Origin of the sequence: Thalassospira sp. HJ, assembly GCF_000948415.1 — a bacterium.
GTDB lineage: Bacteria > Pseudomonadota > Alphaproteobacteria > Rhodospirillales > Thalassospiraceae > Thalassospira.
On sequence record NZ_JYII01000007.1, the window covers coordinates 199,781 to 219,087 of the forward strand.

Below are 19,307 nucleotides of genomic sequence, written 5' to 3' on the forward strand. Positions count from 1 at the left end.
TTAAAAGCGAAAAACAGGTTGGCTTGGCGGCCCGGACGCGATGAAATGGCATGATACGCATTCATCGCCATCCGGGGCCGCCAACATGACCGATACCAAGACTGATCAGAAAATCCTCGACCGCCTGTTTTCTGTCCTCGAAGACGATATCTTGCCGAAAACACGCGCGGGGGTATCGGGCGGTAACAAGCTTTTCGGGGCGGCGATCCTGCGCAAGGATGATTTGTCGCTGGTGATTGCTGAAACCAACAATGAAACCGAAAATCCGCTGTGGCATGGTGAAGTCCATTGCCTGAAGCGGTTCTATGAAATGCCCTCTGATCAGCGCCCTGCGACTTCGGAGCTGATCTTTCTATCAACGCACGAGCCGTGCTCAATGTGCCTTTCGGCCATTACCTGGGCCGGGTTTGATAATTTCTATTACTTCTTCTCGTATGAAGATTCGCGCGATGCCTTTGCCATCCCCCATGATCTGAAAATCATGAAGGAGGTCTTCACCCTTGAAGACGGCGAATACAACAAATCCAACGCGTTCTGGGACAGCCATTCGATGATGGGTATGGTCGCAGAGATGCCAAGTGATCAGAAGACCGCCTATCTCGCGCGGGCCAAAGAGATCTCGGACGAATATGATCGGCTCTCTGCCCAGTATCAGGACACCAAGGCGGATAACGATATCCCGTTGAACTAATCCCTAAAAAAAACGTGCTCCGTGATTAAACGGAGCACGTTTTGACTTGGTCGAGCGATTTGATCAGGCTGCCCGGACAGTTGCGATGAAGCTGTCGACTTCCTTGCCAAGCCTGCTTGCCGATTGCGAAAGCTCCTGCGCGCTGGCAAGAACCTGGGCAGCGGAATGGCTGCCTTCGGTTGCGGCCTTGGTGACATCGGTAATCGCGTTGGCGACTTCCTGCGTGCCGTTGGCGGCAAGGGCAATGTTATGGGTGATTTCGTTCGTGGTGGCGTCTTGTTGCTCCACAGCAGCCGAAATCACGGTCGAGCTTTGCTTGTTGTTTTCAATAACATCACTGATCTCGTCGACCGCAGTTACCATGGTGTTGGTAATGCGTTGAACCTTTTCGATTTGTGCTGTGATGTTTTCGGTCGCACGGGCCGTCTGGCTGGCGAGGTTTTTGACTTCCTGCGCGACAACCACAAATCCCTTGCCGGCATCGCCTGCACGTGCGGCTTCGATCGTGGCGTTGAGTGCCAGAAGATTGGTTTGCTCGGCGATGTCCTGGATCAGTTCCACCACACTGGAAATTTCGCGCACAGAGTCGGCAAGGCCGGTCGCGGTTTCGCGCGTCGAGGTCGCGGTTTCGGTCGCACGCGTCGTGATATGGGTGGCATTTTGAACCTGCGCACTGATTTCACGAATAGATGTGGCCATCTCTTCGCAGGCGGACGCCACGGTTTCGACATTGGCACTGGCAAGGCCAGAGGCATTTGAGACCGAGGTTGCCTGTGTGTTGGTCTGTTCCATCATCGCGGTCAGGCTCTGGGCGGTTGCTTCAAGCTCGGTCGCGGCAGACGCCACAACCCTGACGATGGAGCCAACATTGTCCTGGAAGGCATCGGCAAGCTTGTTCATCTGCTCACGCTTTTCTGCCGCCGCACGTTCCTTGGCCTTTTCGGCCTCGCTTTCGAGTTCCTTGGCCCGGATCATGTTCTTTTTAAAGACTTCGGTTGCCTTGGCAATGTCGCCAATTTCATCGGCACGGCTGGTGCCAAAGACCTCGGTATCAAGTTTGCCATCGGCAAGCTGGCCGAGGTTGCCGACAATCTTCTCAATCGGTTTGGTGACCGAACGGGCAAACAGGATGCTGCCGGCAACGCCAAGTGCTGTCACAATGGCGACGATCACGGCGGCAATCATCAGGGCGCTATAAACCGGACCGAATGCTTCGGCCGTATCGATTTCACCCAAAACAATCCAGTCGACACCATTGAAGTGGATCGGCATATAGGCAGAGATGACCGGGATGCCGCGATAATCAAGAATTTCGTGAATGCCGCTATTGCCAGACAATGCGTCCCGCATGGCAGCATCGTTCACCCGGATTTTCAGGATGGTGCTTTCCTCGGAAAAGCGCGAATCACTGCGCATCAAGCCGTTTTGGCCAACGATATAGGTCTCGCCACTTTCGCCCATGCCGACCGAGACATTCATGATGTTGTTGATGCGCGAAATCGGCATCTGGAAGACCATGGCCCCCAGCAACTCACCCGCTTCGCTGCGGACCTGATGTCCGATGAAGCTCGCCGGTGCGTCTGCACTGGGCGCATAGGGGCTGAAATCGGTAAAGGCGATGTCTGTTGCGGAACTCAGCGCCATCGTATCGCGAAACACGCGACCAAGATCGGTATCCGCCCATTTGCCGTCATTAAGGTTGGTGGCAAAGTCAGCTTCCTTGAAGACGGAATAAACAAGTTCCCCATCAGCACGGATCAGGAAGATGTCGTAGTATCCCTTGAGCTCAAGGAACTCGCGAAAATGCGGGTGATAGGTTCGGTGTGCCTGGCTCCAGTCCGATCCGTCGCCAGCGTCGGTCAGAAGGTGCTTTTCTCCAAGCGGATGGCTGTTGTCCGAGATGTAAAGCTTCTGAAGCGCTGTCATCGGGTTGCCATCCAGGCGATCCCAACCTTGGGTAAATGCCTTAAGAGCATCACGCGTATAACCACTGTCTGCTTCGACGATCAGGTCTTCCTCAATCGCCTGCAGATAGGACTGAATAGCGTTTTTACGAGCATCTGTCAGTGCCAGAAGTTTGTTGTGAACCTCGGTTTTCTGGGTCACCCAGAGTTCAAAAGACAGGATGCCACCCGCGCTCAGCGCGGTTAGCAGGATCAGGCACGCAATAATTGTCGGCAGCTTCACCGAAATACGTTTCATGACATTTCCTCTCGCAGTGCCCGTCGCCCGTTTCCGAACTCTGGGGGGCTTTCGCCCAGGTTTCGACAGCGTCAAAATTAACCGTTGGTATAGTTTTTAGTTCTGTTGACGACGCCAAAACATCCCCATTTAGGGATAATGCTTGTTTGTTGAGTATTTGGTGACTAAACGCAAAAGTTGAAGAGTTTGATGGTTCTGCGTGCAAAATAAAGTTGAAACGTCTGAGTCCGAATCTGGCGAGTTTTGTTTGCCGGTTCTGCTAAACTGCGTGGCATGGAACAGCTCAATAACGATATCTGCTATCAGGCACTCAAAACCCGGGACCGTCGGTTTGACGGGCGGTTTTACACCGCCGTTCGGACCACCGGGATTTTCTGTCGCCCGATCTGCCCGGCCGTCACGCCCAAGCGCGACAATGTCGAATTCTATCCCAGTGCCGAGGCCGCCATTGCCCATGGCTTTCGCCCCTGTCTGCGCTGCCGGCCAGAAGCCGCACCGGGCAGCCCGGCAAGTGCCGGTGTGCATGCAACCGTGGCCCGTGCGGTGCGCCTGATTGATCAGGGCGCGCTTGAAGATGGCTCGATCGCCGATCTGGCAGACCGGCTTGGTGTTGGCGACCGGCATTTGCGCCGCATCTTCAAGGACCATACCGGTGTCACCCCGCAGGAACATGCCAAGGCACGGCGATTGCTCCGTGCCCGTCAGTTGATTGTCGATAGTAATCTGACCATGACCGAAATCGCCGATATTGCCGGTTTTGGCAGTTTGCGCCGGTTTAATGATGCGATGAAGCAGGCCTATGGGCAGGCGCCAACCGCATTTCGCCGGGGCGTCAAAACCAAGGCATTGGACAAGCCCATCACGGATGATCCGTTTGCTGCGCGCAATGACGATCTGATTTTACGTCTGCGCGCCCGCCAACCGTTTGATGCCGACTATCTTCTGACCTTCTTCCGCGCACGTGCCATTCCAGGCCTTGAGACGGTGCGTGACCGCATCTATGTACGCGGGTTCAAGTTTGACGGGCGGGTTGGCTTGATGATCTGCCATTTCAGTGCCGATCAAAGTGGCGTGGATGTCATCCTGCGCGGCCCTGCGCGCGAAGCGGTGCTTGAAATCGGCGCACGGGTCCGCAGGCTTTTTGATCTTGATGCCGATGTGCCATCAATCACCGCCCAATTTGCCGAGGATGCCTTGCTTGCCCCCTTGGTGGAAAAACGTCCCGGCCTTCGGGTGCCGGGATGCTGGGATCGGTTTGAACTGGCCCTGCGGGCGGTTTTGGGACAGCAGGTTTCGGTCGCGGCAGCGCGGACTTTGGCGGGGCGGCTGGTGGCACGATTTGGTGAAGCCCTACCAGATGACCTGGTGGTCGGAACCGGCATTACGCATGTCTTCCCGACGCCGCAAAGCCTGATCGGGCAGGAACTGATGCCGATTGGCCTGACCACGCGCAGGGCGCAAACCCTTGCGGATGTGATTGAGCTTTTTGCCCGCCCGGACTGCGATCAGAAATCCGGCGATGAGCTGATTGCCACCATGACGGCGATCAAGGGGATTGGTCCATGGACGCTGAATTACTTTGGTCTGCGTGGGCTTGGTGATCCGGATGCTTTTCCGGCCGCCGATCTTGGCATCCTTAAGGCATCAGGCATGGGCGGCGGGCCGGACAAACCCAAGGCACTGGAAAGCATTTCGGAAAACTGGCGGCCATGGCGGGCCTACGCCGCGCAGTATCTTTGGTCCGCATTGGAAGGAGAATGATGATGTCCACCCAGATTAACGTCATGCGTTATGCCAGCCCGATCGGCAAACTTTCGCTCGCGAGCATTGGCTGCAAGCTGGTGCATCTCGATTTCGAAGACAATGATGACCGCCTGCACACCATCCAGAACCGCCATTTCAAAAACCTTGAATGGGAGGAGGGCGGAGCAGCACCCGCACCAGTGATCAAGTGGCTCGATAGTTATTTCGAAGGCGTTGTCGGGCCGTTGCCGATGGGCTCAATCAATATGGTCGGCACCGCGTTTCAGAAATTGGTTTGGGATGCGCTGATCTCGATACCGAGTGGTCAGAGCCTGTCTTATGCAGGATTAGCTGATCAGTTGGGCAATCCCAAAGCGGTGCGGGCTGTGGCCCGGGCCAATGCCCTTAATCCGGTTTCGATTATTGTGCCGTGCCATCGGGTGATCGGATCAAACGGCACCCTGACCGGTTATGCCGGCGGGCTTGAGCGCAAGAAATGGCTGCTGGATCATGAAGCAACGATGCTTGCCAACGCTGCCTGAAACCTTGCGATCACAGCATCAAATCTGACTGCTGTATTCCAAAAATCCGAGTTTGCCAACCAGCCAGGGATAGGGCTGGAACGCAACCCCTTTGTCTTATGAAAGGAACTGCCGTGAAGCTTTATGATTACCCCGGTTCACAAAATGCTTGGAAGGTCCGACAACTTTGCGCTCATCTCGGCATCAGCTACGACACTGAATGGCTGTCGATCTTTGAAGGCGAAAGTCATACCGACGCATTCTTTGAACGGAACCCGGCGGGGGCGGTGCCGGTTCTTGAGCTTGATGATGGTCGTTGCATCGCAGAGTCGAATGCCATCCTGATTTATTTGGCGGAAGGTAGCGACTATTTGCCAGATGATCCTTATGAGCGTGCCAAGGTCAGCCAGTGGCTGTTTTTCGAAGCTGATTATGTCCAGTCGACGATTGCGACACTGCGCCATTGGAACCTGACAGGAAAGAATGACCGCAATCAGGGACAGCTTGAAAAACGCCGGGCCTCTGCACGCGGTGTCTTGGGGAATCTCGACCGCTATCTGACCGGCAAGCGGTTTTTGGCCAATGACCTCTACTCAGTCGCTGATATTGCTGTTTATGCCTATACCCATCTCGCCCACGAAGCTGATCTGGATATGACCGCTTTTCCGGCGGTAACTGGGTGGATTGATCGTATCCGTAAGATTGTCGGTAATCAGGTGCCGGTGCGCTATTACGCAGAAGACCCTCACAGCACGAATGATCTTTGAAAAAACAACACGGGCTTCCGTTCAGAAGCCCGTGTTGAGTATTTTGATGGACCTAAAGGCAATGTCAGATCGACATGACGATACGGCCATCGATCTTGCCATCGCGCATGCGATCAAAGATCGAGTTGATGTTTTCCATCGGCTCGGTCGTGAAGTGGGAATGCACTTTGCCGTCGCCTGCGAAATCAAGGGCTTCCTGCAGATCCGCACGGGTACCGACAATCGATCCACGGATGGTTTTGCGCGACAGGACGGTATCGAAGATATCAAGTTCGAACGTTCCCGGCGGCAGGCCGCACAGCGCCATGGTGCCACCACGGCCCAGCATGCCAACGCCCTGTTTGAAGGCCGCGCGCGAAACAGCGGTGACCAGAACGCCGTTGGCGCCACCCATCTGCTTTTGGACTTCGGAGACAACATCTGCCTCGGCCGCATTCAGGGTCCAGTCCGCACCAAGATCCTTGGCGAGCTTCAGTTTCTCGTCGGCAATGTCAACGGCGATAACTTTCATGCCCATGGCCTTGGCATATTGCACGGCCATATGACCCAGCCCGCCGACACCGGAAATCACCACGGTCTCGCCGGGTTTGCATTCGGTTTCCTTGAGCCCCTTATAAACCGTCACACCAGCGCACAGGACCGGGGCGGCATTGCCGAATTCAAGCGGGTCGGGCAGATGGCCGACATAATCCGGATCAGCCAGAACATATTCGGCAAAGCCGCCATTGACGGAATAACCGGTATTAAGCTGCTCACCGCACAGGGTTTCCCAGCCGGTGATGCAGTGATGGCAATGACCACAGGCCGAATGCAGCCACGGCACGCCCACGCGATCGCCTTCCTTGACGGATTTAACGCCTTCGCCAACTTCGGCAACAATGCCGACCCCTTCGTGACCGGGGATAAAGGGCGGGTTCGGTTTGACCGGCCAGTCGCCTTCGGCGGCGTGAAGGTCGGTGTGGCAGACACCGGATGCCTCGATCTTGACCAGGATTTTTCCCGGCGTGACCTTGGGGACGGTGACTTCTTCAATCGACAGGGGATCGCCGAAAGCGCGAACAACGGCGGCTTTCATGGTGGAGGGCATGGTGACAACTCCTTGCTGATGACGGTGAAAAGATCATGCTTTTCGTCAAATATCGCGCCAAGGAGTGTCGATGATTTAAGGCGCTACCACCATGAGGTGTGTCAATTGTCTGATGATTTAATTTTGACTGTGCGCTGTTTATGCGCTTTCGCCATCAATGTCAGGCAGTTCAAGGACATAGTCCTGATAATAGTCGGGCGGCATGCCGGCCTCATAACGTGCTTCGTCATTAAAGGGCGGTTTGAGCGGCCCACGGAAATGCTTGCGCAGCATGTCATGCCAGGTGGTGTAATAGGGTAGGTCGCGCTGATCGCAGATGTATTCGTAATATTTTCGACCCGCCGCGACATGGGCGATTTCATCATGGGCAATGATTTTAAGAATACGCGCACTTTCCGTATCCCCATGCGCCAAAAGCCGTTCAATGGTCGGCGGGGTGGCATCAAGGCCGCGCGCCTCAAACACCATCGGTACGACGGCCAGACGCGGCAAAATGTCATAGGACGTATCCATCGATGTTTGCCACAGACCATCGTGGGCTGGCAAATCGCCATAGACCGCGCCAAGTTCGCCAAGACGCTTGCTGATCATTTTGAAATGGCGGGCTTCGTCATCGGCCACCTGAACCCAGGCATCATGAAAATCGCGCGGCATGTCAGCCTCGGGAAAGCGGACACACAGATCCCACGCCAGATCAATCGCATTGAGCTCAATATGGGCCAGTGCATGCAAAAGTCCGATACGGCCCTGAACGCTGCCCTTTTTGCGCTTGGGCATCTTGTTGGGCGGAAGTAGTTCCGGCTTTGCCGGACGGCCGGGACGATCGGGCAGGTCGGTTGATCCGACTTCGCTGATCTCGCCACTGCGCCACATGGCAGCCATTTCGGCAGTGACATCGGCCTTCTTTGTGGCGTCTTCGGTCAGAAGGGCCTTTTTCGCGGCTTCGGCAAGGGTCAGCTTGGTCATGATCGTCTGGTCTGTGTTGATGGCAAAATCTGCACTTTGTCTGCCATCTGCGCGCCTGCGGGTCAATTGGCAAACAAAAAGGGCGGCCCTTACTCAAACCCGGACCGCCCTTTGTAATCAGTTATCGAACGCGCGATTAGGTGATGTTAAAGCGTGCCAGTGCCTCTGCCAGATCCTCGCCAAAGGCATTGCCCTTGCGGATGATCGCGGTACGGCATGGCAGATCCTGAAGCGACGGATGGTTCGGTGCATCCGAGGTCAGAACGGCGGTCGGAATGCCACGGGTTTTTGGCATCGCCTGCAGGGCGTTGGCCAGATCAACACCGCTCAGCTCATCGATGGTTTTGGCAACGATGATGAAATCCGGGCGGGTGCGCACGGCAAGTTCGATCGCCTCGAACGAGGTCTGCGTGACTGAGCTGCGATAACCGCAAGCAGCTAGTTCGCGTTCCAGAATGGTTGCCATCGAACGCTGCGGAATGACCAGAAGCGCTTCGACATTGGCCTTGGCCAGCCAGTTCGGATCGATATCAGGGGCGCGTTTGGACGGGAGTTCACGCACGAATTCTGCTGTGTCCTGACCACCGGCACTCATATCGCCTTCAAGCAGGTTTTCGATCTTGTCGACAAAGGCCTGAATATCGTTGATCGAGCCTTCGTTCAGTTCCTTGCACGTCGTGACATAGTCGGCAAGGCGATGGCTGGTCAGGTTGATCAGCGGTGCGGCAACGGACTTGCCCTTGTATCGCAGATTGAAAACTTCGCGCTGGATGGCAGTCAGATGACCCGGCTCACCCTTGCTGCGCGCGTTTTGCAAAATCACATCGATGGAATTGATGATGTCATGGGCTTCATCGCGAAAGTCCGAAAGCATCTGATCGTCGAGATCGACAACATTGTTACTCATTGAATTACCCGCTTTGCCGGCATGCCGGTGAGTTTTCATCAAACAGGTGAGGACAATGCATCACCCATCACTCCCATATCCGAATTTTTATCCCGACAAACAAGGGATGGCAACAAAATCAGCAAATTGCGATATTGCCAGAAGCCTGAAAGAAAACATTTTTTGTGCTGAAAAAAACAAAGGCCCGGCACTGAAACGCCGGGCCTTGTTGCTGAAAAATGTTGAACTCAAAGGGCTTTGACGGCCTCAAGAACCTCGGTGACATGGCCTTTGACCTTTACCTTGCGCCAGGCATTGCGAATGACACCGTTGCCATCAATGACAAAGGTGGATCGCTCGATGCCCATGAATTTTTTGCCATACATGTTCTTTTCCTTCCAGACACCATAATCCTCGCAGGTGGTGCCGTTCTCGTCGGAGGCGAGAATGAAGTTCAGATCATGCTTGGCCTTGAATTTGTCGTGACGTTCGGCGCTGTCTTTGGAAATGCCGATGATCTGAGTATCAACCGCGCTGAAATCAGGTTCAGCGTCGCGGAATTCACAGGACTCGGTCGTGCAGCCCGGGGTCATGTCCTTGGGATAGAAATAGATCACCACCGGCTTGCCTGCCAGATCAGACAGTTTCACGCTGCCATTGCCATCGGTTGGCAGTTCGAAATCCGGGGCCTTGTCACCAACATCAACTGTCATGGTCTATCCTCTGTCTATTCGTTCTGGTTTGTGATCCGATCCGCATCCAAACCGGGATACTGAAAATACAAACCCTTATAAGCTTGGCAAGTGCTGTTGGATCATTGTGGTGCATCCGAGGGGGCGATCTTTTCGGCCGGCGCCGCAATCACGAGGTCATAGATCTCTTTGATCCGGGTGGCGGTGCTTTCCATCTTGTCCTGCAGGCTTGCGAAATCGTCGCACTTCCCGGCATTGGCCAGCATTTTTTGCAAATCCTCGCTGGCTTTTTCTGGATCAAACGGGCCTTCGGTGGTCAGGCGCAACATGGCCTGCAAGGCGAGCCAGAAGGACGAGGAGTTGGCAAGAAATTCGGCTTCGTCGGATTTAAGAATACCCGCCGTCGCGAGGTTTTTGAAAACCACCCGCGTGGTCGGGGACAGGATTTCGGGATGGTCATGGGCATGACGCAGCTGCAGATATTGCGCAATGAATTCCAGATCGACCAACCCGCCGCGGCGCATCTTGATCGCCCAAGGATGATTATCGCCTTTGCCCGCTTCCATGCGGTTGCGCATGTCATAGACCGCACGGACTAGTTGGTCGGGATCGCGCTTTTTACACAGCACGTCATTGGTGGTCGCCAGCACCTTGTCACACAGCGCCTTGGGCCCGTAAACAGCCCGCAGACGGGTCAGCGCCATATGTTCCCACGTCCAGGCTTCGTTGTTCTGATAGGTCTCAAAGCTCTTGAAGTGGGTGGCAAGCGGCCCCTTGGATCCGCTGGGGCGCAGGCGGAGGTCGGTTTCAAACAGAACCCCTTCGGCCGTCGGTGCGGACAGGGCATTGATATAGCGCTGGCTGAGCCGGATGTAATAATGCCCGGGTGTCAGCGGCTTTTCGCCATCGGACTCTTCGGCGTCTTCGAGGGCCTCATAGATAAACACCATATCAAGGTCCGAACCGGGCGAAAGTTCCTGCCCCCCATGTTTGCCGAGCGCAAAGACCGCAAGCCCGCCGTCAGAAAACTTGCCGTGTTTGGCGGCAAAGTCATCGGCAATGCGCGGGAAAAGCGCGCGAATGGCAACGTCGGCCACATCGGCCAAGGCGCGGCCAGCCTCATGCGGGGTATGACGGTTTTCGATTGTTTGGACATCAATTTGGAATTTCTGGTCATTGGCCCAGCGCCGTGCGGCATCAAGCCAGTCTTCGACCATGTCCTCGCGCGACAGACGGGCGTCAAGTTCTGCCAGCATCGCATCGGCATTGGGCAGTTCTTCGTGGAAGCCCGCCATCAAAACGAAATCAAGCACCGCCGCATTGCGGCCGATATATTTCGCCATGCGCGGAGCGGTGCCGGCAATCTGGGCCAGAAGTTCCAGCAATTGCGGATTGGCGGTAAACAGCGAGAACAGCTGCACCCCAGCCGGCAAACCTTTGAGGAAATCATCAAAGGCGCGAAACGCCATATCCGGGTTGGTGGTTTTGCCAAGTGCCCCCAAAAGGGTCGGCATCAGTTCGGTCAGGATTTCGCGCGCCCGACGCGACCGCGTTGCGCGATAACGCCCATGATGCCATCCGCGCACCGTGACCGAGACATTCTCGGCATTTTCAAAGCCCATCTGACGCAGGTTTTCAAGCGTGTCGGGATCGTCCTCAGTGCCGGTGAAAACAAGGTTTCCCGTGCTTCCGGCCAACGGAACGTCATCCTCGAACAGTTCGGCATAGTTGTTTTCGACATTGCGCAGATGAAGCAGCAAGTCCGCCTTGAAGGCATCAAGCGTTTCATAACCAAGGAAGGTCGCCAGTGCCAGCAAGCCCTGATCGGTATCGGGCAGGGTTTGGGTCTGCTGATCATTGATCATTTGCAGGCGGTGTTCGACGGTGCGCAGGAATTCATAGGCCGCCACCATTTCATCGCGGACTTCCTCGGACACCTGACCAAATTTGGTCAGGGTGCGGAGCGTGTCGCAGGTCGCCTTGCCACGGAGCGCTATCTCGCGCCCGCCCCAGATCAGTTGCTGGGTCTGGGCAAAAAATTCGATCTCGCGGATGCCGCCACGGCCAAGTTTAACGTTATGGCCCGGAATGTTGATCTTGCTGCCGCCCTTAAGCGCGTTGATCTGGCGTTTGATCGAATGAATGTCCTGAATGGCAATGAAGTCAAGATGCTTGCGCCAGACAAACGGGCGCAGGATTTCAAGAAATTCGTTACCTGATTTGCGATCCCCTCCAACGATACGCGCCTTGATCATGGCCGCACGTTCCCAGTTCTGCCCGACGGTTTCGTAATATGTTTCGGCAGCAATCATCGACAGGATTGGCGGGGTTGATGCCGGGTCGGGACGCAGGCGCAAGTCGGTGCGGAAGACATATCCATCACCGGTGCGTTCTTCCATGATCCGTGTGATGTCGCGCACCATGCGCACCAGGTCCTGCTGAATGCGGTCAGGATCAAGGTAGGTCACGACATCCTGATCATACAGGAAGATCAAGTCGATATCCGATGAATAGTTAAGCTCGCCAGCACCAAGCTTTCCCATGCCAATGGCAAAGATTCCCGATCCTTCCAGCGGGTTTTCCGGATTGGGCAGGTCATATTTGCGCAGGCGCGCCATGGCCGACAGGCAATGCGCCATGGTGAAATCAAGCGTTTGCTCGGCCGTGTCACTGATTGCCGAGGTGATTTTATCCAGCGGCCAAGCCTTGCAGATATCGGCCATTGCAATCACAAGTGCCGCCCTGCGTTTGGCCCGGCGCACGGTTGCCATGGTGGTGGCCTGATCAAGGTCGCGGGCATCGGCGCTGATATGGACCGGTTCGAGTGCATTGGCAAAGGCCTGATCAAGACCGTTGTCAAAAACATCGCAGACCGTGTCGGGATCGCGCAGGCACAGGTTGGTCAGATAGGGGCTGTTGCCAAACAGCGCCTCAAGAACCGCGCGTTTTTGGGGATTGGACGCAATCTCGCCAATTTTATCTGACAGGCTTTCAAATACCGGTCGGTCCGCCAGTGTGTTCCAGCGTTCGAACGCGTTGGCGACACGGTCGGAATCGAAGGCTTTGGGCAGATCCTGTGAAATCCAGGAAAGAGACACTTTTTGCGTTCCTTGTATTGCGAAATGGTCACAAACCGCGCTATGCAAAGGGTTGCACCTGATTGCATAATCTCTGCAAGGAGTTGGACGTCCTGATCAACAGGATGACCTATCTGTTTCTAGCTTTTCTGTGATCGGACAAAAAGGGGTATAGATCAATAGCGGTCTGGTACTTTCAGGTAATATGGTTGTCAGTAACGTATCGACAACCACACCAGAAGATAGAAGTTATTGATATCGCTGCATATGACATCGGGAACACAAGGTAAAATGAGTGCGCCACGTTAAGACCTTTGCCGGATGGCTGGCGCTGACTTTATCAGCCATCGTCCTGTTTGTCGGCGTGTTCGCGGCAGTCACGATCTGGCGACTGTCCCAGGAACCTGTGTCTTTGCACCGGCTGACCCCGTATCTGGTCGATCATCTTAATCAATCGATGGGCAATAACCGGCTGGCGGTCGACGATGTCGTTTTGCGTTGGCGCGGTTGGGATGAAAAGTTTGACGTCGGCCTGCGCCGGGTCAGCATCTTTGGCCCCGATAATCAGGAAATCCTCCACGTTCCCGAAGCCGATGTCGTGTTTTCCAGCAAGGCGCTGTTTGAAGGCGTGCTGGCGCTTCGTGAACTCAATCTGATCGGCCCGCGCATCCGGCTTGAACGCAGTGCCGATGGCACCATTGATGTCGGCTACATCGCCGAAGAGGCCGCCGAAGATGTCGCGACACTCGCAGATACCGAAGGCGTTGGGGACGGTGCAACCACACCCGCTGACGAAGCCTATGAAAAGGGGCGTGGATCGTCCGTCGTGATCGAACTGCCAGACGCGCCAGATGCCGCAAATTCTGTCGCGGAACAGCAAATTGCTGATCCCGAAACTTCGGGGAATGACGCCGAACCAGTCGAGCGGTCTGGCAATCCGGTCCTCCATGATATCTTTGCCATTCTGTCGGGCGAACGCACCGACATTCCGGCTGCGGCCTATTTCGAAAGCTTCGGGATTGTTAATGCTGACCTTGAAGTCCGTGACGAGAAAATCGGTATTGTCTGGGCCGCACCGCAGGCCGATATCCTGTTGTCGCGACGCGCGTTCGGGATCGGGGCAGAGGCCTCCATGCAGGTCAGTGCGGGGGATATCTCCACCCAGGTTCGTGTGACCGGCGATTACAGCATTGAAACTGGCGATGTTGATCTTGAAGCCGATATTGGCGAGATCGAGCTTGCCGATCTTGTCAGCATCTCCGACCTGTTTGAGAAGCTGCATGATGCTTATGTACCGGTATCGGGCAAGCTTAATGCCCGCCTTGATGCCACGGGCGGGCTGATATCGGCATCGACCGATCTGACGGTTGGAAGTGGCGTCATTACATTCCCGGAAGAAATACGCGCAACCTATCGCGTGACTGACGGGCAGATCGTCACAAGCTATGTGCCCGGCCGGTTCAGCCTTGATGATGTTGTTCTGAATGTCGGTGATGCATCGGCGAAACTGCAGGGCGTGGTGCTTGACCCGTTCGGGCAGTGGCAGGTCAATCTTGACCTGTCGGCGACTGATGTTCCGACCAATGAGCTGGATCGCCTGTGGCCCGAAGGTGTTGGCGATGATGCCCGCACATGGGTTGTCACCAACCTGTCCGAGGGTATTGTCCATCAGGCGACCATGCACACAGAACTGCATCAGGATGATGCCGGCGAGGTCGTTCTTGATGACCTTGGTGGTCAGATGACGATGTCAGGCATCACGGTGCATTATCTGGGTGAGATGCCCGATGTTCTGAATGCTGCCGGACGTGCAGAGTTTGACGAAACCAGTTTCAGCATCTTTGTTAATAGCGGCGAGGCCGAAGGCATTCAGGTCACCGATGCCAGCATCATCTTTACCAAGCTTGATGAACCGAAACCTGATGCCGACATCGAAATCGTCGCACAGGGCAGCGCACGCAAGGCGCTTGAACTGATCGAGGCCAAACCACTTGGCTTTGCCACCCGGCTTGGCATTGATCCGGCCAAGATAAGCGGCGACCAGGCGACGCGTGTGCGGCTGCATTTTCCGCTTCTGCGTGATGTGACTTTTGATGATGTCGATGTGGCGGCGGCCTCACGCATCGAAAATGCAGCGATTGACGGTGCGTTTCGTGGCATGGATATCGCCGATGGCAGCTTCGAACTGCAGGTCAACACCAAGGGTCTCGAACTCGCTGGTGCGGCAACCGTCGGCAAGGGAAAAACCAACATCAATTGGGTCGAGACCTTTGATGCCAATGCTGCGGTGACAAGCCATTACAAGCTGTCTGGCGACCTTGATCTTGCCGTGTTGCCCGATATCGAACTTGATCCGGGACCGTATCTGAACGGGATGGCCAAGGGCGATCTTGATATCCGTGTGGCGTCTGATCGCGTTCGTATCGTTGGGGATGTCGATCTGGCCAATGTCGGGCTTTCCGTGCCCATAGAAACGGTTGGTTATCGCAAGGAACCGGGGTTGGCGGCGTCCGCCAAGTTTGACGTCGCCGTTCAGTTTGATGGCGGTGGTACGGTGAACAGTTTTGCCGTGACAGCCCCGGCACTTGAGGCCAAGGGGCATGGCAACTGGCGCGGTGATAACGCCATGGCCGATAAATGGTTTGTTGAACTCGAAAACACCCGTTTTCGCGAAAATATCGATGTCTCGGGTTCTGTGCGCATGGAAGAAGGCGACCGGCTGGTCGTCGATCTGAGCGGTGCGCAATTTGATCTGCGTCCCTTTATCGAAAGTGTCGGGGCGGATGATGCTGCCGAGGACACAGCACCTTCTGATCAGCACTATCTCGTCGCGCTTGAGGCGGGTGGTTTCCTTCTGAAGGAAGGTGAGCCGCCGCTTTTGAATGATGGCAAGATCACTTTGCGTCAGGAAACAGATAAACGCGAACTTGAAATCACCGCCCGCCAATTGATCGCGACCCCTTGGATCGTTGACGACGGGGCAGGCGATGATGACGCGGGCAACGATCTTTCAGGGGCCAACACCGGCGGCATTGGCGAGCGCGCAGAGCGCAGCGGTGGCAGCACCGAGGTGTTTCTGAATATCGAACAGATGGTCATGGCCAATGGCGAGCTGCTGGCCGATGTGCGTGGTTCCATCCATACGGTCGGACAGGAATGGGACCGCCTTGTTCTGAACGGGGCATTTGGTGATCGGGCCAATGTGTTTGCGCAAGTCACCCGCGAAGATTTCCAGACCCGCAAGGTCACACTCACCAGCGAAGATGCCGGTCGTTTCCTGCGTGCGGTGGATAAGTATGACAACCTTCTGGGCGGGCGCATGACGATTGAAGGAACGGTCGATGAGCGCGACTTCGCCCAACCCTTTAGCGGTCAGGCCAGCATTGCCGAATTCCGCGTCGTCAACGCACCGATTGCAGCCCGTGTGCTGAGTGCTGCCTCACTCACCGGACTTGGTGATGTTTTGCAGGGCAATGGCATTTCCTTTAACGAGCTGAATGGTGAATTCACCTATGTGAATGATGTGCTCGCACTTTCCAAGGTCGCGGCAAACGGGTCGGCTGTAGGTGTTACGGCGAACGGATCGATTGATCTGGCGAAATCGGAAATCCGCCTGGCAGGATCGATCGTGCCGATCTATGCGCTGAATTCCGCCCTTGGTGCCATCCCGATCCTTGGGGATATTCTGGTCGGTGAAGAAGGCGGTGGTATCTTTGCCCCGACCTACACGATTGAGGGCGATCTGGATGAACCGGACATTACGGTCAATCCGCTCTCGACCTTTGTGCCGGGTGTCTTCCGAAACCTGATTACCGGTGCTGAACCGGGCTAGTCGAGGCATCCAAGCAAACACAAAAAAGCCCCGCACGATGATCGGCGGGGCTTTTGCTTTTGTTTGGAGCAGATGTGATCAGACCGGCTTGATCAGAACGTGACGTTTCTTACCCGCCGAAACCTTGATCACGCCATCAGAATTGAGCGCATCCGACGTGATGTTTGCGTTTTCATCGCTGACTTTCTCGTCATTGATCTTGGCACCACCACCCTTGATCAGGCGGCGCGCGTCGCCACCCGATTTGGCAAGGTCGGCGCGACGGAACAGATCAAAGGCCGGGATACCAGCATCAAGATCGGCCTTGGCGACTTCGACGGTCGGCAGGTCATCCGCCAGAACACCTTCTTCAAAGGTTTTGCGGGCGGTCTCGGCCGCTGCAAGGGCAGCTTCTTCGCCGCGGCAAAGCTTAACGGCCTCGAATGCCAGAACCTTTTTGGCTTCGTTGATCTGCGATCCTTCAAGCTTGGCGTATTCGGCAATCTGTTCAAGCGACATTTCGGTGAACAGACGCATGAACTTAATCACGTCGGCATCTTCGGTGTTACGCCAGAACTGGTAGTAGTCATAGGACGACAGGCGTTCTTCGTTGAGCCACACGGCACCGGCCGCGGTCTTGCCCATCTTGGCACCCGACGCGGTGGTCATCAGCGGTGTGGTCAGACCAAACAGCGATTTTTCATCAACACGGCGCCCCAGTTCGACACCATTGACGATGTTGCCCCACTGGTCCGATCCGCCCATCTGCAGCGTGCAGCCATAGTTGCGGTTCAGCTCAACAAAGTCATAGGCCTGCAGGATCATGTAGTTGAATTCAAGGAAGCTCAGCGACTGTTCACGTTCCAGGCGCAGCTTCACCGAGTCAAAGGCCAGCATGCGGTTGACCGAGAAATGGCGACCGAAATCCCGCAGGAACTCGATATAGTTCAGCTTGTCCAGCCAGTCGGCATTGTTGACCATGACCGCATCGGTCGGGCCATCGCCAAACGTCAGGAACTGCTGGAAGACCTTTTTGATGCCAGCCATGTTGGCGCCAATGATTTCGTCAGTCAGAACCGGGCGCGCATCGTCACGACCGGTCGGGTCACCAACGCGCGTTGTGCCGCCGCCCATCAGGACGATCGGCTTATGGCCGGTTTTCTGCAACCAGCGCAGCATCATGATCGACACAAGCGATCCGACATGCAGGCTGTCTGCAGTGCAATCATAGCCCACATAGCACACCACCGTGTTATCCGATGCATAGGCATCAAGGCCTTCAAGATCAGTACATTGGTGGATGTAACCGCGGTCATTCATGACGCGGAGAAAATCAGACTTCAGTTCAGTCATGGTTTTTGCGCTATGTTGGTTGTGATAGATAATTCGACCCGCCTTTATGTGCGGAGGCGATGATCTAGCACAGAAAACATCCGCTCGGCAACGCATCGGCGAGCAGATCTGCCATCCGGGTAACGAATTCGCGATAATTTCCCGTTAGGCTGCGCCAAACCAACAATTTTCGCGGTACGGAGCACAACATGACACAAGGCTGGATCACGGCAATCGGCATGATGAGCGGCACCTCTCTTGACGGGGTGGATGCGGCACTGATTGAAACCGATGGCATCGAGGTGCGCCGGACCGGCCAGTCTGTCTTTGTGCCCTATGCACCGGAACTCCGCGAACGCATGCGGGCCTGTTTTGGTAATCGCAGTGCGACCAACAGCGAGCATGTCGTTGCCGATGACCTCACTCAGGTCCATGTTGATGCTGTTAATATCCTGCTTGATAAGGCCGGTGTTGCAGTGGGCAAAATTGGCGTGATCGGTTTTCATGGACAGACCGTCTTTCACGAACCGGGCAATGGCATCACGCGCCAGATCGGAACGCCGCATATGTTGGCGGAAAAAACCGGTATCCCGGTGGTTGCCGATTTCAGACTGGCCGATGTTGCGGCCGGTGGGGAGGGCGCACCGCTGGCCCCTGTCTATCACGCTGCCCTGATCAAAAGTGCCGGTGTGGATTTGCCTGTGGCGGTTCTGAATATCGGCGGGGTATCCAACTTGACCTATATTGATGCCGATGACCAACTGCTGGCCTTTGATTGTGGGCCGGGTAATGCGCGCCTTGATGACTGGATGCTGCGCCATACCGGTAATCCGGTTGATCTCAACGGGGCGACGGCGGCATCCGGCACCGGCGATCCGATGGTCGAGGTCAAATTCCTTGAAGACCCATACTTTGATCGCATCCCGCCCAAATCTCTTGATCGCGAAGATATGGCCGCACGCATTGACGGTCTGGTGGTTGAAGCCAAGCTGAATGTCCCGGATGGGGCGGCGACACTGGCCAATTGCACGGTGGCGGCCATTGTGGCCGGGGTAAACCATCTGCCGGCGGCACCGCAAAGCTGGTTTGTATGTGGGGGCGGACGTCATAACGATTACATCATGGAAACGCTTGGTAGCCGTCTTGGCGTGCCGGTGCGATCTGTTGATGAACTGGATTGGGATGGTGACGCGGTTGAGGCGGAATGTTTCGGTTTCCTGGCGGTCCGCCATTTGCGTGACTTGCCGCTCAGCTTCCCTGGAACCACAGGCGTTCCGGAGCCCTGTTGCGGTGGCAAGCTTTACCCCACAAAAAAGCAGCGGTATTAGCCGTCAAGTATTAAAGCATAATGGTCACGCATTCTCGCATTGAGGATGGTGACCATTTTTCTGACGACAGCAATCACAGCAACCTTGCCGGGTTTTCCGTTTTCAGTCAGGCGTTTGTAGAAGTCGCGTAGCAGAGGATCGAAGCGTATTGCCGGTAATGCAGCATAGTAAAGAGCATTGCGCACTTCCAAACGTCCGCCGCCA

General features: G+C 55.6%; 14 protein-coding genes and 1 pseudogene. 7 read left to right on the plus strand and 8 right to left on the minus strand.

Features of this window, described 5'->3' with window-relative positions; all coding sequences use genetic code 11:
• Positions 1–85 precede the first annotated feature (85 nt).
• Positions 86–691, plus strand: a complete 606-nt coding sequence (locus tag UF64_RS04895; RefSeq protein ID WP_044827527.1) for a nucleoside deaminase — start codon at positions 86–88, stop codon at positions 689–691.
• 63 nt (positions 692–754) lie between these two features.
• Here UF64_RS04895 and UF64_RS19870 read toward each other — a convergent pair whose 3' ends face one another.
• Positions 755–2,893 carry a methyl-accepting chemotaxis protein gene (locus UF64_RS19870; RefSeq protein WP_082049532.1) on the minus strand — a complete coding sequence of 713 codons (2,139 nt, stop codon included), beginning with the start codon at positions 2,891–2,893 and terminating at the stop codon, positions 755–757.
• Between the two features lie 243 nt (positions 2,894–3,136).
• On the opposite strand from UF64_RS19870, the gene UF64_RS04905 reads away from it, so the two are divergent.
• The 3 genes from UF64_RS04905 to UF64_RS04915 all read left to right on the plus strand — a co-directional run bounded on the left by UF64_RS04905 (position 3,137) and on the right by UF64_RS04915 (position 5,924).
• Entirely contained in the window at positions 3,137–4,654 is a 1,518-nt protein-coding gene (locus UF64_RS04905; RefSeq protein WP_235284965.1) for a DNA-3-methyladenine glycosylase 2 family protein, read from the plus strand.
• A 2-nt stretch (positions 4,655–4,656) separates the two neighbouring features.
• Positions 4,657–5,178, plus strand: coding sequence for a methylated-DNA--[protein]-cysteine S-methyltransferase (locus UF64_RS04910; RefSeq protein WP_235284966.1), 522 nt, complete (start codon positions 4,657–4,659; stop codon positions 5,176–5,178).
• 113 nt (positions 5,179–5,291) lie between these two features.
• Complete coding sequence (locus UF64_RS04915; protein WP_200892638.1) at positions 5,292–5,924, plus strand: glutathione S-transferase family protein; 633 nt, start codon at positions 5,292–5,294, stop codon at positions 5,922–5,924.
• A gap of 64 nt (positions 5,925–5,988) precedes the next feature.
• Here UF64_RS04915 and adhP read toward each other — a convergent pair whose 3' ends face one another.
• The 3 genes from adhP to UF64_RS04930 all read right to left on the minus strand — a co-directional run bounded on the left by adhP (position 5,989) and on the right by UF64_RS04930 (position 8,884).
• Positions 5,989–7,011 carry an alcohol dehydrogenase AdhP gene (gene adhP, locus UF64_RS04920; RefSeq protein WP_044827501.1) on the minus strand — a complete coding sequence of 341 codons (1,023 nt, stop codon included), beginning with the start codon at positions 7,009–7,011 and terminating at the stop codon, positions 5,989–5,991.
• A 138-nt stretch (positions 7,012–7,149) separates the two neighbouring features.
• A complete protein-coding gene (locus tag UF64_RS04925) occupies positions 7,150–7,977 on the minus strand; it encodes a ferritin-like domain-containing protein (RefSeq protein ID WP_044827529.1) in 828 nt (275 codons plus the stop codon).
• 136 nt (positions 7,978–8,113) lie between these two features.
• The gene (locus UF64_RS04930) at positions 8,114–8,884 is read right to left on the minus strand and encodes a response regulator (RefSeq protein WP_044827530.1); all 771 of its coding nucleotides are present in this window, start codon (positions 8,882–8,884) and stop codon (positions 8,114–8,116) included.
• A 55-nt stretch (positions 8,885–8,939) separates the two neighbouring features.
• Between UF64_RS04930 and UF64_RS20135 the strand changes: the two genes are divergently transcribed.
• Complete coding sequence (locus tag UF64_RS20135; protein WP_152630607.1) at positions 8,940–9,125, plus strand: hypothetical protein; 186 nt, start codon at positions 8,940–8,942, stop codon at positions 9,123–9,125.
• Here the strand turns inward: UF64_RS20135 and bcp are convergent.
• Both bcp and UF64_RS04940 read right to left on the minus strand, forming a co-directional pair.
• Positions 9,112–9,576, minus strand: a complete 465-nt coding sequence (gene bcp, locus UF64_RS04935; RefSeq protein ID WP_044827502.1) for a thioredoxin-dependent thiol peroxidase — start codon at positions 9,574–9,576, stop codon at positions 9,112–9,114. The two genes, UF64_RS20135 and bcp, sit on opposite strands and share 14 nt — an antisense overlap.
• Before the next feature lie 101 nt (positions 9,577–9,677).
• Positions 9,678–12,653 carry a bifunctional [glutamine synthetase] adenylyltransferase/[glutamine synthetase]-adenylyl-L-tyrosine phosphorylase gene (locus UF64_RS04940; protein WP_044827503.1) on the minus strand — a complete coding sequence of 992 codons (2,976 nt, stop codon included), beginning with the start codon at positions 12,651–12,653 and terminating at the stop codon, positions 9,678–9,680.
• Positions 12,654–12,927: 274 nt separating this feature from the next.
• Between UF64_RS04940 and UF64_RS04945 the strand changes: the two genes are divergently transcribed.
• A complete protein-coding gene (locus UF64_RS04945) occupies positions 12,928–16,464 on the plus strand; it encodes an AsmA-like C-terminal domain-containing protein (RefSeq protein WP_044827504.1) in 3,537 nt (1,178 codons plus the stop codon).
• A gap of 78 nt (positions 16,465–16,542) precedes the next feature.
• Here UF64_RS04945 and tyrS read toward each other — a convergent pair whose 3' ends face one another.
• The gene (tyrS, locus tag UF64_RS04950) at positions 16,543–17,796 is read right to left on the minus strand and encodes a tyrosine--tRNA ligase (RefSeq protein WP_044827505.1); all 1,254 of its coding nucleotides are present in this window, start codon (positions 17,794–17,796) and stop codon (positions 16,543–16,545) included.
• A 188-nt stretch (positions 17,797–17,984) separates the two neighbouring features.
• Between tyrS and UF64_RS04955 the strand changes: the two genes are divergently transcribed.
• On the plus strand, positions 17,985–19,103 hold the full coding sequence (locus tag UF64_RS04955; RefSeq protein ID WP_044827506.1) for an anhydro-N-acetylmuramic acid kinase: 1,119 nt from the start codon (positions 17,985–17,987) through the stop codon (positions 19,101–19,103).
• Here UF64_RS04955 and UF64_RS20495 read toward each other — a convergent pair.
• Positions 19,100–19,307: pseudogene (locus tag UF64_RS20495) on the minus strand (IS110 family transposase); the annotation flags it as partial. The gene UF64_RS04955 and the pseudogene UF64_RS20495 overlap by 4 nt on opposite strands.

Excerpts from the sequence above, each read along its gene's own strand:
- UF64_RS04895 (WP_044827527.1), top strand. The coding sequence starts at position 86 with ATGACCGATACCAAGACTGATCAGAAAATCCTCGACCGCCTGTTTTCT.
- UF64_RS19870 (WP_082049532.1), bottom strand. The coding sequence starts at position 2,893 with ATGAAACGTATTTCGGTGAAGCTGCCGACAATTATTGCGTGCCTGATC.
- UF64_RS04910 (WP_235284966.1), top strand. The coding sequence starts at position 4,657 with ATGTCCACCCAGATTAACGTCATGCGTTATGCCAGCCCGATCGGCAAA.
- adhP (WP_044827501.1), bottom strand. The coding sequence starts at position 7,011 with ATGCCCTCCACCATGAAAGCCGCCGTTGTTCGCGCTTTCGGCGATCCC.
- UF64_RS04925 (WP_044827529.1), bottom strand. The coding sequence starts at position 7,977 with ATGACCAAGCTGACCCTTGCCGAAGCCGCGAAAAAGGCCCTTCTGACC.
- UF64_RS04930 (WP_044827530.1), bottom strand. The coding sequence starts at position 8,884 with ATGAGTAACAATGTTGTCGATCTCGACGATCAGATGCTTTCGGACTTT.
- UF64_RS20135 (WP_152630607.1), top strand. The coding sequence starts at position 8,940 with ATGCATCACCCATCACTCCCATATCCGAATTTTTATCCCGACAAACAA.
- bcp (WP_044827502.1), bottom strand. The coding sequence starts at position 9,576 with ATGACAGTTGATGTTGGTGACAAGGCCCCGGATTTCGAACTGCCAACC.
- tyrS (WP_044827505.1), bottom strand. The coding sequence starts at position 17,796 with ATGACTGAACTGAAGTCTGATTTTCTCCGCGTCATGAATGACCGCGGT.
- UF64_RS04955 (WP_044827506.1), top strand. The coding sequence starts at position 17,985 with ATGACACAAGGCTGGATCACGGCAATCGGCATGATGAGCGGCACCTCT.